The 14704-nt window shown below is 65.4% G+C and carries 11 protein-coding genes; 2 read left to right on the forward strand and 9 right to left on the reverse strand.

Annotated elements, in window-relative coordinates; all coding sequences use genetic code 11:
• Both B2246_RS21770 and mdtD read left to right on the forward strand, forming a co-directional pair.
• The coding region (locus B2246_RS21770; RefSeq protein ID WP_286881759.1) for a bifunctional UDP-4-keto-pentose/UDP-xylose synthase at window positions 1-1004 on the forward strand (1004 nt) is incomplete at its 5' end.
• Between the two features lie 168 nt (window positions 1005-1172).
• Window positions 1173-2627 (forward strand): multidrug transporter subunit MdtD, encoded by a 1455-nt coding sequence (gene mdtD, locus B2246_RS21775; protein WP_411860104.1) that lies wholly within the window; start codon window positions 1173-1175, stop codon window positions 2625-2627.
• Window positions 2628-2693: 66 nt separating this feature from the next.
• On the opposite strand, the gene B2246_RS21780 is transcribed toward mdtD, so the two are convergent.
• The 9 genes from B2246_RS21780 to B2246_RS21820 form a co-directional block, all read right to left on the reverse strand.
• A complete protein-coding gene (locus B2246_RS21780) occupies window positions 2694-3662 on the reverse strand; it encodes a threo-3-hydroxy-L-aspartate ammonia-lyase (protein WP_186425151.1) in 969 nt (322 codons plus the stop codon).
• A gap of 23 nt (window positions 3663-3685) precedes the next feature.
• Window positions 3686-4666 (reverse strand): ornithine cyclodeaminase family protein, encoded by a 981-nt coding sequence (locus B2246_RS21785; protein WP_286881024.1) that lies wholly within the window; start codon window positions 4664-4666, stop codon window positions 3686-3688.
• The gene (locus tag B2246_RS21790; RefSeq protein WP_035883708.1) at window positions 4656-5282 is read right to left on the reverse strand and encodes a helix-turn-helix transcriptional regulator; all 627 of its coding nucleotides are present in this window, start codon (window positions 5280-5282) and stop codon (window positions 4656-4658) included. Before B2246_RS21790 ends, B2246_RS21785 begins: the two co-directional genes overlap by 11 nt.
• Window positions 5283-5413: 131 nt before the next feature.
• On the reverse strand, window positions 5414-8161 hold the full coding sequence (locus B2246_RS21795; protein ID WP_035883706.1) for a nitrate reductase: 2748 nt from the start codon (window positions 8159-8161) through the stop codon (window positions 5414-5416).
• Between the two features lie 18 nt (window positions 8162-8179).
• Entirely contained in the window at window positions 8180-9421 is a 1242-nt protein-coding gene (locus tag B2246_RS21800; RefSeq protein WP_051705462.1) for an NAD(P)/FAD-dependent oxidoreductase, read from the reverse strand.
• Between the two features lie 54 nt (window positions 9422-9475).
• Window positions 9476-9883, reverse strand: coding sequence for a nitrite reductase small subunit NirD (gene nirD / locus B2246_RS21805; RefSeq protein WP_035883705.1), 408 nt, complete (start codon window positions 9881-9883; stop codon window positions 9476-9478).
• A gap of 25 nt (window positions 9884-9908) precedes the next feature.
• Window positions 9909-12470, reverse strand: coding sequence for a nitrite reductase large subunit NirB (nirB, locus tag B2246_RS21810; protein WP_286881026.1), 2562 nt, complete (start codon window positions 12468-12470; stop codon window positions 9909-9911).
• Window positions 12471-12507: 37 nt separating this feature from the next.
• Window positions 12508-13833: an MFS transporter gene (locus B2246_RS21815; RefSeq protein WP_008651168.1), complete on the reverse strand. Its 1326-nt coding sequence runs from the start codon at window positions 13831-13833 to the stop codon at window positions 12508-12510.
• 312 nt (window positions 13834-14145) lie between these two features.
• Complete coding sequence (locus tag B2246_RS21820) at window positions 14146-14616, reverse strand: winged helix-turn-helix transcriptional regulator (protein ID WP_008651171.1); 471 nt, start codon at window positions 14614-14616, stop codon at window positions 14146-14148.
• Window positions 14617-14704 lie beyond the last annotated feature (88 nt).

The following is a 14704-nucleotide window of genomic DNA, read 5'->3' on the forward strand; positions in this document are numbered from 1 at the left end:
TGACGCGCCGCATCCTGGAAACGACGCAATGGGAGGTCTACGGCATGGATATGTCGTCGGACCGCCTGGGCGATCTGGTGAACCACCCGCGCATGCACTTCTTCGAGGGTGACATCACCATCAACAAGGAGTGGATCGAGTACAACATCCGCAAGTGCGATGTGGTGCTGCCGCTGGTGGCCATCGCCACGCCGGCCACGTACGTGCGTGAGCCGCTGCGCGTGTTCGAACTGGACTTCGAGGCCAACCTGCCGATCGTGCGCGCCGCGGTGAAGTACGGCAAGCACCTGGTGTTCCCGTCGACCTCGGAGGTGTACGGCATGTGCGCCGACGAAGAGTTCGACCCGGAAGCCTCGCCGCTGATCTACGGTCCGATCAACAAGCCGCGCTGGATCTACGCCTGCTCCAAGCAGCTGATGGACCGCGTGATCCACGCCTACGGGATGCAGGAAGGGCTGAACTACACGCTGTTCCGTCCGTTCAACTGGATCGGCGCGGGGCTGGACTCGATTTTCGAATCGAAGGAAGGTTCGTCGCGGGTGGTCACGCAGTTCCTGGGCCATATCGTGCGTGGCGAGCCGATCAAGCTGGTGGACGGTGGCGCGCAGCAGCGTGCGTTCGCCGATATTTCGGACGGCATCTCGGCGCTGATGCGCATCATCGAGAACAAGGACGGCGTGGCCAACGGCAAGATCTTCAACATCGGCAACCCGGGCAACATCCACTCGGTGCGCGAGCTGGCGGAGATGATGCTGAAGATGGCGGCCGAGTATCCGGAGTACGCCGAGGAAGCGCGCAAGACGAAGATCGTGGAGACGTCGTCGGGCGACTTCTACGGCAAGGGCTACCAGGACGTGCAGCACCGCGTGCCGAAGATCGACAACACGATCGCGGAACTGGGCTGGAAGCCGGAGGTGTCGATGGAGCAGGCGCTGCGCCGGATCTTCGAGGCGTATCGCGACAAGGTGGTCGAGGCACGCACGCTGGTCGACGCCGACAACTGAGCGTCGCCCCGGACGGGGCGCGGCAGGCCATCGAAGATGGCTCCCGGCCCCCGGTTTTCAGGATGGCGGCGCCGCCCGCACGGCTTGTGGACTTGCCAGCGCGGCCGTGCGAGCCTATGGTTGCGGTTCGTCCCGTGCGCAGTAGGGCGCACGCACCGCCTCCAGCCCATGTCCACAGCCACGCCTGCCGACCACCCGTCCACGATGCCCATCGACCGCCGCCTGCGCTTCATGCTGTGGGTGGTGGCGGTGGGCTTCTTCATGCAGACGCTCGACTCGACGATCGTCAACACCGCCTTACCTTCGATGGCGCACAGCCTTGGCGAGAGCCCGCTGCGGATGCAGTCGGTGATCATCGCCTACTCGCTGACCATGGCGGTCATCATTCCCGCTTCGGGCTGGCTGGCGGACAAATTCGGCACAAGAACCATCTTCCAGATCGCGATCGTGTTGTTCGTGGCCGGATCGCTGCTTTGCGCCGCGGCGCCTTCGCTGCCGTTCCTGACCGTCGCCCGCGTGGTGCAGGGGGCGGGCGGGGCGATGCTGCTGCCCGTGGGGCGACTCTCCGTACTGCGTACGTTTCCGCGCGAGCAGTATCTGCAGGCGCTGAGTTTCGTGGCCATCCCGGGCATGATCGGTCCGCTCATCGGCCCGACGCTGGGTGGATGGATTACCCAGACGTTCTCCTGGCACTGGATCTTCCTGATCAATGTGCCGGTCGGCCTGCTGGGCGTGCTGGCCACCATCCGCTATATGCCGAACTCGCGCCTGCCCGGCATCGGCACGTTCGATGCGGTTGGCTATGCGTTCCTGGCAATTGCCATGGTGACGCTATCGTTCTCGCTCGATGGACTCGCGGAGATGGGCTTCCAGCACGCCACGGTGCTGATGCTGCTGATCGCCAGCATGGCCGCGCTCAGCGCGTACGTGCTCCACGCCAACAAGCGCAAGCAGCCGCTGTTTCCGCTGAGGCTGTTCCGGATTCATTCGTTCAGCGTGGGCCTGCTCGGCAACCTGTTCGCGCGTATCGGCAATGGCGCCATGCCGTTCCTGATTCCACTGACCCTGCAGGTCAGCCTCGGCTATTCCCCGTTCGATGCCGGCCTGATGATGCTGCCTGTCACGGCCGCCGGCATGGCGTCGAAGCGTCTGGCCACGTGGCTGATCGAACGGCACGGCTATCGCCGCGTGCTGGTGACGAACACATTCGTGGTTGGACTTGTCATGGCGTCGTTCGCGCTGATCACGCCGACGCGCCCATTGGCGCTCATCGTGGTGCTACTGGCGATTTTTGGCGCGGTCAATTCGATCCAGTTCACCGCGATGAACACCGTGACGCTCAAGGATCTGAGTGGCACTCGGGCGAGCAGCGGCAACAGCATGTTGTCGATGGTGCAGATGTTGTCGATGAGTCTGGCGGTGACATCCGCTGGCGCATTGCTGGCGACGTTCCAGGAGGGTATCGGCGAGCATCACCTCGACGTCCTGCCGGCGTTTCACGCGACGTTCGTCTGCGTCGGGCTGATTACGTCGGCATCGGCGTGGATCTTCATGCAGCTTTCGCCCGAGAAGGCGGAGCGGCACAAGGCTAGGGAAGACGTGAAGCAGGGCGGGGAGGTTTGAGGCAGGCCGGGGATGCAATTCCCGGCCCGGGGTTCGATTCGATGTTCGGTTTGATGCGCGGAAGGATCAGGCCGACAGCAGCGAGCAGAAACGCTCCAGATCGACGTTGCCGCCGCTGATCACCACGCCCACGCGCTTGCCCTTGAGCGCGTCCTTCATCTGCATGACCGCTGCCAGGCCCAGGCAGCCGGTCGGCTCGACGATCATCTTCATCCGTTCGGCATAGAAGCGCATGGCCTCGACCAGTTGCGCGTCAGTCGCGGTCAGGATGTCAGTCACGTCGCGCTTGATGATGCTGAACGTGTAGTGCCCCAGGTGCTGTGTCTGGGCGCCGTCGGCGATGGTCTGCGGGGTGTCGATATGGACGATCGAACCGCTGCGGAACGATTGCTGGCCGTCGTTTCCCGCCTCCGGCTCCACGCCGTAGATCTGGCACTGTGGCGCCAGCGCGCGCGTGGTCAATGCGGTGCCGGAGAGCAGTCCGCCGCCGCCCAGCGGGGTGAAGATGGCGTCCAGCGCGCCCACTTCCTCGAACAGTTCCTTGGCGGCGGTGCCTTGGCCCGTCAGCACATCCGGATGGTCATACGGCGGGATCAGCGTCATGCCGTGCTTTTCGGCCAGGTCGCGGCCGATGGCTTCACGGTCTTCCTTGTAGCGGTCATAGCTCACCACGGTCGCGCCATACCCCCGCGTCGCCGCTACCTTCAAGGCCGGTGCGTCGTGGGGCATCACGATCGTGGCAGGCATGTTCAGCAGCTTCGCGGACAGCGCGATGCCCTGCGCGTGATTGCCGGACGAGAAGGCGACCACGCCGCCACGGCGTTGTTCGGGGGTGAATTTCGCCAGCGCGTTGAACGCGCCACGGAACTTGAACGCGCCCATGCGCTGGAAGTTCTCGCACTTGAAGAAGACTTCTGCGCCGAGCATTTCGTTGAGCGTGCGCGACGTGTTGACCGGCGTGCGGTTGGCAAAGCCTTCGATCCGTTTGGCGGCGGCTTCGACGTCGGCGTAGGTGGGCAGTTGCAGGGTCGTCATGATGGGCAGGGAGAGAGGAGTTGTTACCAGGGCCAGGCCAGGCGCGTGCCGGTGCCATCGGCCCGGGCGCGTTGGTCCAGGAAGCGGGCGACCGTCAGGTCCTGCAGGGCCAGTCCGGTCATGTCGAATACGGTGATATCGGCGGGCTCGCGCGTGATCGTGGCCTTGCCGGTCAGCAGGTCGCCAATCTCGATGCATGGGAGATCGGGGGCCCATTGGCATTCGCCGATGCGGCGCGCCTGTTCGCTGTCATCCACGACGATGCGCGCGCGTTCCAGCACGCCCGCAGGCAGTTCGCGCTTGCCGGTGGTATCGGCGCCGACGCAGGTCAGGTGTGTGCCCGGCCGCACGGCCTGGGCGTCGAACAAGGGGCCGCCGCCCGGGGTGGCGGTGATTACCACGTCGCTGTTGGCCACGGCGTCATCGCGGTCCGTCGCCAGTTGGATTTCACACCGGTCCTGGAAGGCTGCCTCAAACGCCGCATGGCGCTGGCCACTGCTCGAAACATAGCGCACCGTTTGCAAGGTGGGCATCAAGCGCAAGGCAAATTCGAGCTGAACGCGAGCCTGGACGCCGGTGCCAAAGACGCAGAGGCGCGTGCTGTCGGGCCGGGCCAGTTGTTGCAGGCCGATGCCGCCGGCGGCGCCGGTGCGTGCCGTGGTGATGGCGTTGCCGTCGACGATGCAAAGGGGCCGCCCCGTGGCGGGGTCGATCAGGACGATTGTGGCCTGGTGGGTGTCTCCGCCCAACTGGCGGTTGCAGGGCCAGAACCCGGCAGCCTTGAAGCCAAGCAGGTTCTGGCTGCCCACGTCGCCGGCCTTGATGCCGAACACTCCGCCTGTCGCCAGCTTCTCCCGCACCACGGGGAAGACGCGTCCCTCACGCTGGCTGTGCAGCACGAATGCCTCGCGCACGGCGGCCAGTACGTCGTTGGGTAGCAGCGCCGCTTCCACGGCGTGCTTGTCGAGCAGAAGCAGTTCTGCGGATCGTTGATTAGCGGACATAGCTGTAGGCGGCTGCGCGCGATACACCCAGATGGGCCGCGACGGTTTCCATGGCGCGTCGGACATCGAGCAGCCCCGATGCCTTCAGCTCACCCAGCAGCGCGCGCCGTTCCTCGGTTTTCAAGGCGCGCGGCGTGGTGGCCAGCCGCGCGGCGAAGGCGTCGATGCGGTCGCGCAGCGCGTCGGTGCCCGCAGGATCGAGTGTTTCCTTCGGACCGTCCGTGGCGGTCTGGACGAACTGGCCCATGGCCATCTGCAGGCTGCGGAACAGCGTCAGGTCGACATTCATGCACAGCGCGGCGATGTAGTTGCCGCTGGCGTCCTTGATGCCGATCGACGTGCTTTTTGCCTGACGGCCGTCCGCGAACTGGTTCGCGTAATTGGCCAGAACCTGCGGGTAGTCGGGATCGGTGATGCGTGCCTGACCAAGCTCGGTGGTCGGATCGCCAACAGCGCGGCCGGACAGGTTGTTGTGGATGGCCAGGATCGACTGCTCGGGCTCCAGCAGGTCATGAACCACGACCTCGCAGAACGGCGCGAGCGTCTGGCCGAGGCCATCGGCAATCTGCTTGATCTGGTCGAGCAGGACACGCTGCTCGGCGGTGCGTTTGACCATGTCAGGCGGTCCCGGTGTATGAAGCCATGATTGTGGACATTTTGTATAGAGATGGAATAAATGTCAAGAAATGGACGGAAAAAGGCGCGGAGGGCACATGGCCCGCCGCGCCTTTGTCGTCTGCGTATCTGCTAAGCCGCTTCCACCACGCGGATTTCCACCAGCAGCTTGCGCAACTCTGGCACGCAGGACCCGCAATTGCCGCCGGCCTTCACGCAAGCCGTGATTTCTGCTGGTGTCTTGAGGTCGTGCTGGCGTACTGCGTCGCAGATCGTGTTGCGGCCCACGCCGAAGCACGAGCAGACCGTGGGGCCTGCATCGGCTGTCTTTTCGAGTGGCTGGCCCAGTAGCAGGCCGATGCGATCGCTGTCTTCCAGGCGTGCCTGACCGAAAAGCTGAGACAGCCACGCCCGCGACGGTAGGTCGGGCCGGGTCGAGAGATAGAGGCAAGCCTCAAGCCGGTCATCGACGACGTAGCCAGCGTGATAGACGCCCGCGGCCCGATCCTCGAACTCGAGCCAGTCCGCGTCGGGCGCCTGTGCTCCCAGTCGTTCACGTGCCCATGCGGCACGATCCGTGATGACATCGCGGCCCGCGAACTCGTGGCGATGGAAATGCTTGCCCTGGATGCGTGTCCACCAGGTCAGCGCGTCAGCGGGAAGCACCTTGCGGCTCAGCACGAAGCCGTGCCACGACACGCGGAATTCCTCCACTCGCACGGGCGTGTGCTTGAACTCGGGCTCGCCCGACACCGGATCGACGGCCGGATTGACCACCGCGCCAACGCGTGCGTCGGAGCTGAACTGGTCGTTCCAGTGGATTGGCACGAAGACGCTGCCGCGCGGAATGCCTCCGCTAAAACGGACTCGGCCGATCATCACCCCCCAACGGCTGGTTACCCGTGCGAGCTTGCCTTCGGCCACACCGCAGAGCAGTGCGTCTTGCGGATGCATGTCGACGAATGGCTCGGGCAGGTGGTCCGACAGGCGGGCGGCTTTGCCCGTCCGGGTCATCGTGTGCCATTGATCGCGCACGCGGCCGGTGTTCAGGATCAGCGGAAACTCATCGTCGGTGGCATGGACGGGCGCGCGCGCCGCCGTGGCGACGAAGCGTGCCCGGCCATCGGCGAAGGCAAAGCGGGCATTCTCGAACAGGCGTTGCTTGCCTGATGAAGCCTTGGCGGGCAGTGGCCATTGCACGGGCAGCATGGCGTCGTATGCGGACTGGTCCATGCCGGCGAGGCCGCCGATGTCGAACATGCGCGGTGCGTGCGCCGCATCATCGCCGCCACCGCTGCCATTGCGCCAGGCGCTGAGACGCGCGTGCTCGTCGAAGATCTCATGCTGGCCGGCGTAGTCGAAGCCGGCGAACCCCATGCGGCGTGCCACGTCGCAGAGGATGTCCCAGTCCGCGCGGGCTTCGCCGGGAGCGGATAGGAACGCACGCTGGCGCGAGATGCGGCGCTCGGAGTTGGTGACCGTGCCGTCTTTTTCGCCCCAGCCCAGCGCGGGCAGCAGGATATGCGCGGCGTCGTTGGTGTCCGTGCGCGTGACGATGTCCGACGTCACCACGAGTTCGCAGCGGGCCAGCGCGCGCCGGGCCTGATCGGCGTCCGGCAGGCTGACCACGGGATTGGTGGCGATCACCCACACGGCCTTGACCTTGCCTTGTTCGATGGCCTGGAACAGGTCCACCGCCTTCAGGCCGGGTTTGTCCGCCATGGCTGGCGAGTGCCAGAAGTCCTGCACGATGTCGCGATGGCGCGGGTCGCCCAGTTCCATGTGAGCCGCGAGCATATTCGCCAGTCCGCCGACTTCGCGTCCGCCCATGGCGTTGGGCTGGCCCGTGAGCGAGAAGGGCCCCATGCCGGGACGGCCGATCCGGCCGGTCAGCAGGTGGCAATTGATGATGCTGTTGACCTTGTCCGTGCCGGCCGACGATTGGTTCACGCCCATCGAGAACGCAGTGACGACCTTCGTCGTGGCGGCGAACAGTTCGTAGAACGCCTGCACATCCTGCGGGGCAAGCTTGCACGCGCGTGCCACGGCGGCGATATCAGCGCCGTCGGCGTCGGCCACGGCCAGCGCATCGTCAAGGCCAGCGGTATGGTCCGCCACGAAGACGTCATCGCCATGACCGTGACGCGCGAGGTAGCTCAACAACCCATTGAACAGCCGCACATCGGTACCGGCGCGCAGCGGCAGGTGCAGGTCGGCCAGTTCGCAGGTGGCGGTTCGACGCGGGTCGATCGCGACGATTTTCATCTCGGGCCGCGCTTCCTTGGCGCGGGTCAGGCGCTGGAACAGGATCGGGTGGCACCACGCGGTATTGGAGCCCACCAGGATGACGAGATCGGCCAGTTCGAGGTCCTCGTAGCTGCACGGAACAAGGTCCTCGCCAAACGCGCGCTTGTGGCCGGCTACCGCCGACGACATGCACAGGCGCGAGTTGGTGTCGATGTTCGCCGTGCCGATGAAGCCCTTCATGAGCTTGTTGGCGACGTAGTAGTCCTCGGTCAGCAGCTGGCCCGACACGTAGAGCGCGACGGCGTCGGGACCGTGCCTGGCGATGATCTCCGTGAAGCCACGGGCGACCTTGTCGAGGGCTTCGTCCCAGTCCACGCGGCGCAGCGAGCCATCGGCATCGCGCACTTGCGGATGCAGCAGCCGCCCGTTCAGGTCGAGCGTTTCGCCCAGCGCGGAGCCCTTGACGCAGAGCCGCCCGGCGTTGGAAGCATGATCGGCATCGCCGGCAATGTCGACCAGGCCATCGGCACGCACGGTGGCGCGCACGCCGCAGCCTACGCCGCAATAGGGGCAGGTCGTGGAGATTGTCTTGGTGGGGGTGGTGGCGACCACCGCGATATCTGACAGGTTCACGTCGATGTCCCGGAAAAGCTATGCCGCAAGGGCCTCGCATTGCGCCTTGCCGAACAGCAGGCGCTGACGCAATGCGGCTACCGGCTGACCGGTCTGGATCAGGTCGAAATACCACGGGCCGTCCTGGACGTCGCCATAGAGCACGGCACCGACAAGCCGGCCACCCTGCAGCACCAGACGCTTGTAGATGCCTCGGCGCGGATCGCGCAGCACGAGGTCTTCGCTGCTTTCGCCGCCGATGAAGTCACCGGCCGAGTACAGGTCCACGCCCGTGACCTTGAGCTTGGTAGCCGTGGCTTGCTGGACATAGCGGCGGTGGCCGGCACCTGCCAGGTGGGCGGCGCACACCCGTGCCTGATCCCAGATCGGCGCCACCAGCCCGAACGTGGCCTGGCGGTGCTGCACGCATTCGCCCACGGCGTAGATGCGCGGGTCGAAGGTCTGCAGCGTGTCGTCAACGACGATCGCGCGCTCGCAGCGCAGCCCCGCGCTAGTGGCCAGTTCGATGTTGGGGCGCACCCCGGCGGTCATCACCACAAGGTCCGCCGGGATCTGCGTGCCGTCCTTGAACAGCACGCCCGTGACCCGCTCGCTGCCGAGCACGGCGGCGGTCTGCGCGCTGAGCAGGAAGCGCAGACCCTTGCGTTCCAGCGCTGCCTTGAGCAGCTCGGCGGCAGGTTTGTCGAGTTGGCGTTCCATCAGGCTGTCGGCCAGGTGCACCACGGTGACGTCCATGCCCTGACGCATCAGCCCGTTGGCCGCTTCGAGGCCAAGCAGGCCGCCGCCGATCACCACCGCATGGCGATGATTGCGAGCGGCGTGGAGCATTGTTTCCACGTCCTGGATATCGCGGAAAGCGATCACGCCGTCGAGCGTGTGGCCGGGGACGGGGATGATGAACGGCTTGGAGCCGGTGGCCAGCAGCAGGCGGTCATAGCGGACTTCCTTGCCGGACGCGGAACGCACCAGCCGGCGCGGCCGGTCGATTGCAACGACCGGATCGCCGGCCAGCAACTCGATGCCATGCTGGCCATACCAGGCGCGGGTATTCAGCATGATGTCGTCGACGGTCTTCTCGCCGGCGAGCACCGGGGACAGCAGAATGCGGTTGTAGTTGCCGTGCGGCTCGGCGCCGAACACTGTGATGTCATACAGGTCCGGCGCCAGCTTCAGCAGTTCCTCGACCGTGCGCATTCCGGCCATGCCATTGCCGACGACGACCAGTCGCGGCTTGGCGTGGGACGAGACGGGGGGCGTCATGAGCGTCTTCCTGATTCTGGCTGTTGGCGTGGGCGAGGGGGTGTCGATCGAGGGTCAGGCGGCCAGCTCTTCCTCGGCCTCCGCCTCTACCTCTACGCCCACCTCGCGGGCCATGGCCGCGGTGGCCACCCAGACCTTGCCGTCGTAGACCCGCGCGGTGTAAGCATCCACCGAGTGCTCGGGCGCTTCGAGGCATTCGCCGGTGCGCAGATCGAAGTGGTGCTTGTAGATCGGCGATGCCACCACGGTGCGCGGGCCAAGGTTGCCGACCAGACCCCGCGACAGCACGTTCGCCTGTGCGTTCGGGTCGAAGTTGGCCAGCGCGTAGACCTCCTCGCCGCGGCCGATGCGGAAGACGGCGACCTGCTTTCTGTCGACCAGGGCGCAGACACCAGTATTGGGCACGATATCGCGCAAGGTGCAAATCGCGGTCCAGGTCTCGGGGTGGTGGGCTTGGCTCATCACGTTCTCCTCGAAATCGGGGGCTTCACGCTGCTTTTGCGGGCACGGCAACCACGGGGATGTGGCTCAGGCGGGAACGTTGCAAGTTTCGTTCCTCCTGCGTGGCTGGGCGAACCTGGCCGCGCTCCTCCAGGAACATGAGGTTGTCGTCGCGCAGGTCGCTGTTGACGAAGTGGCGGAAGCGCTTGCGCGTCTCGGGGTCGGTGACGGCGCGCTTCCATTCGTCTTCGTACGTATCCACCACGTGCTGCATCTCGGCTTCGAGTTCGGCGCCGATGCCGAGCTTGTCGTCGATGATCACGGACTTCAGGTAATCCAGGCCGCCTTCGAGGTTGTCGCGCCACGTGCTGGTGCGTTGCAGGCGGTCCGCCGTGCGCACGTAGAACATCAGGAAGCGGTCGACGTAGCGGATCAGCGTTGCGCGGTCCAGATCGCCCGCCAGCAGTTCGGCATGGCGTGGCTTCATGCCGCCGTTGCCGCACACGTAGAGGTTCCAGCCGCGCTCCGTGGCGATGATGCCAACGTCCTTGCCTTGCGCCTCGGCGCATTCGCGCGTGCAGCCCGAGACGCCGAACTTGATCTTGTGCGGCGCGCGCAGGCCCTTGTAGCGGTTCTCGATGTCGATGGCCAGGCCGACGGAGTCGTCCACGCCATAGCGGCACCACGTGGAGCCCACGCACGATTTCACCGTGCGCAGCGATTTGCCATAGGCATGGCCCGATTCGAAGCCGGCCGCAATCAGTTCTTCCCAGATCAGCGGCAGTTCCTCCAGCCGCGCGCCGAACATGTCGACCCGCGCGCCGCCGGTGATCTTGGTGTAGAGGCCGTACTTCTTCGCGATCTGGCCGACTGCGATCAGGCCGTCGGGCGTGACTTCGCCGCCGGGCATGCGCGGGACCACCGAGTAGGTGCCGTCCTTCTGAATGTTGGCCAGGAAGTAGTCGTTCGAATCCTGCAGGCTGGCGTGCTCTTCCTTGAGCACGAATTCGTTCCAGCACGACGCCAGGATGCTGCCGACGGTCGGCTTGCAGATGTCGCAGCCCAGCCCGGAGCCGTGCGCGGCCAGCAGGTCGTCGAAGGACTTGAACTTGCCGACGCGCACCAGGTGGTAGAGCTCCTGGCGCGAGTACGGAAAGTGCTCGCAGACATGGTTGTTCACGGCCATGCCCTGCTTTTTCATTTCCGCCTTCATGATCTGCGTGACCAGCGGCACGCAGCCACCGCACGCGGTGCCGGCCTTGGTGCACGATTTCAGCGCGCCGATGGTGGTGGCGCCATCGCACACGGCGCCGCAGATCTCGCCCTTGCTGACGTTGTTGCACGAGCAGATCTGGGCGGTATCCGGCAGCGCGTCGGCGCCGAGCGCGGGGCGGGCCTTGCCGTCGGAGGCAGGAAGGATCAGGAACTCCGGAGATTCCGGCAGCTCGATCCGGTTCAACATCATCTGCAGCAGCGTGCCGTATTCGGCGGCATCGCCAACCAGCACGCCGCCGAGCAGGAACTTGCCGCACTCGGATACCACCAGCTTCTTGTAGATCTGCTTGCGTTCGTCGGTGAACTGGTATGAGCGGCTACCCGGTTCGTTGCCGTGCGGGTCACCGATGCTGGCCACGTCCACGCCCATCAGCTTGAGTTTGGTGCTCATGTCGGCGCCAGCGAACTCCGAGGCTTCGCCGCGCAGATGCCGGGCGGCTACGCGGGCCATGTCGTAGCCCGGGGCCACCAGGCCATAGATCTTGCCGTCCCACAGCGCGCACTCGCCGATGGCGTAGACGTGCGGGTCCGACGTCAGGCAGTTGTTGTCGATCACGATGCCGCCGCGCGCGCCGATCGTCAGGCCGCTGGCGCGTGCCAGCTCGTCGCGCGGGCGGATGCCGGCCGAGAACACGATCATGTCAGTGTCCAGGTGCGTGCCATCGGCGAAGTTCATGCGATGCGTGCCTTCGGTGCCATCGACGATCTCCAGCGTGTTCTTGCCGGTGTGCGCCGTCACGCCCAGTTCCTCGATCTTCTGGCGCAGCATCCGGCCACCGCCATCATCGACCTGCACCGCCATCAGGCGCGGGGCGAACTCCACAACGTGGGTCTGCAGACCCATGTCGCGCAGCGCCTTGGCGCACTCCAGGCCAAGCAGGCCGCCGCCGATCACCACGCCCGACGTCGCGCGCTGGCCGCATTCGAGCATCGCCTCGAGGTCCTCGATCGTGCGGTAGACGAAAGTGTCCTTGCGATCCTTGCCGGGCAGCGGAGGCACAAACGGATAGGAGCCGGTGGCGAGCACGAGCTTGTCGTAGCCAAGCGTCTCGCCGGTGGAGGTGGTGACGGTCTTCGCGGCTGTGTCGATGGCCGTGGCCTTCGCGTTCAGGCGCAGCAGCATGTTGTTGTGCTGGGCGAAGAAGCCTTCAGGCACCAGCGACAGATCCTCGGCGGACTTGCCGGCGAAGAACTCGGACAGGTGGACGCGATCGTAGGCGGGGCGGGGCTCCTCGCAAAGCACCGTCACCTCGAGGTCCTGCGCGCCGGCATCCGCGAGGCATTCCAGGAACTTGTGGCCGACCATGCCATGCCCGACGATGATGATCTTCATGATGCTTTCCTTGTCCGAAGGGAATGTCTTGTGGAATTCAGTTGGCGAGCGCGCTGTCGTAGAGCGCCTGTTCCTGGGCCTTGTGCTCGGCACTGAAGCGCACCGCAATCGCGCACAGGGCTGCCAGCGTGGCGGCCACGCCGAGCCACGTCAGGGTCTGCTGCAGGTCGCCGAGGCCCTTCATCAGGAAGCCCGCCGCTACTGCACCCACATTGCCGCCGGCGCCGATGATGCCGGCCACGCCGCCAAGCGCCTTGCGATCGATGAACGGCACCAGCGCGTACGTCGCACCGCAGGCCATGTGCGTGAACAGTCCGAAAACCAGCATCGCTGCGACCGCAGTGGTGGCCGTGGAGGCGTGAGCGAAACCGAGCAGGCCCAGGCCCTCGCCGAGGATGAAGACGAACAGGATCAGGGAGCGGGCGTCGAGGCCGCGACGCATGGCCAGCTTGTCCGATACGTAGCCGCCCAGCGCGCGGGCAAACAGGGCCAGCAGACCGAAGCTGGCGGCGGCCATGCCGGCGGCCGAAAGCGACAGGCCGAAGCGATCGACGTAGAACGTGGCGGCCACGTTGTGAATGAAGATCTCCACGCCGAAGCAGGCACCGTACGTGATGAACAGCATCCAGACGCGGTAGTTGGCGCTGGCGGCGCGAAAGCTGGCCCAGCCGCCACCGCCCTTGCCACCGTCTTTGCCACCGCTAATGGCGATGCCACGGGCACGCAGGTCAGAGAAGTTGCCTTCGGGGCAGTCCTGCGTGAAGCGCCAGTAGACGACGGCCATGACCAGCATCAGGATGCCAGGCACCAGCAGCGCCACGCGCCAGCCCATGGTGTGATCGACGCCGAGAAACAGGATCGCGGCCAGCAGCAGCGGCATCAGGCCTTGCGCGGCGCCGCCACCAGCGTTGCCCCAGCCAGCGGATGCCGCATTGGCGGTGCCCACCACGTTCGGCGCGAACATCACCGACGTGTGGTACTGCGTGATCACGAAGCTGGCGCCGACCGCGCCGATCAGCAGGCGAAAGAACAGGAAGGTCTCGTAGTTCTGGGCGAAGGCCACGCCGAGCACGGGCAGGGCGCCAATCGCCAGCAGGCCGGTGTAGGTCTTGCGCGGGCCAAAGCGGTCGCACAGGGGGCCGATCACCAGTCGCACCAGGATGGTCACGGCGACGGCGGCGATATTGATATTGGCGATCTGATTTGGCGTCAGGCCGAATTCGCCTTTGAGCACCGGCATGAGCGGCGCGCAGGCAAACCACGCAAAGAAACAGACGAAGAAGGCCATCCAGGTCAGGTGGAAGGCGCGCATCTGCGGCGTCCTGAAACTCAGCAGATCGATCCGGGTGGCTTTGCCGTTCATCCTCTTGCTCCAAAAACAAAAGGCGTCCCGCGAGTCCGACCCGATGGGCCAGTTCTGGGGACGCCGTTGTCCTGCCTGCGGCTCTCAAAGGGAGCCGCGGCTGTGTGGGGTGGGCGGATCGCCGTTGACCGGCCCGCGCTTAGTAACGCAAGCGTCGTGCCAGCGTGCGCGAATGCCGCTTTGGAGGTTTATCGGGGCGTGGCCCGATCATCGGGTGGAAGAGCGCGCACATTGACGCGACATGGTGCAGCGCCAGTATTGGGCGTTCGCACGGGAATGGTGCGGTGCAATGTGTGCAAGCGGTGCGTTGGCTCAGGCGGCCGCGTCGGTGGAGGCGGGGACGGCCAGCAGTTGCATGTCCGAAGGTGAGACAGCTTCCCCAGCCTCGTCGATCAACGCGGCACGCACCTTGAGTCCGGAGAGCTTGGAGCGGACTTCGGCCGGGCCGCCACCGTCGGCGGCCATATGGGCGTCTCCCCATTGCATCAGTCCGACCAGGACGGGAAGCAGATCGACCGCAGCCCGCGTCGGATGGTAGGCAAAGCGTTCCCGCTCGCCAGGCTCCTTGTAGCTGACCTTGCGCAGCAATCCCGCCTCGGTCAACGTCTTGAGCCGCGCCGACAGTACGGCCGGCGAGCATTGCAGGCGCTCGAGGAAGTCATCGAAGCGGCGTACCCCGGAGAACACATCGCGCAAGATAAGAATCGTCCACTTCTCGCCAATCAACGAGAGCGTGGCGGCTATCGAGCAGTTCGTGAGGTCGACGGGCGGTGGCGTGGTCATGCTTTGAGAATAGCACCCTAACTTCATTTGCAAAAGTTAGGGTTTCGACTATAGTCCTGACTATACAAAACGTAGTCAGGAGCGGACC

It is taken from the genome of Cupriavidus sp. UBA2010 (genome assembly GCF_002335265.1).
Classification (GTDB): Bacteria; Pseudomonadota; Gammaproteobacteria; order Burkholderiales; family Burkholderiaceae; genus Cupriavidus; species Cupriavidus metallidurans.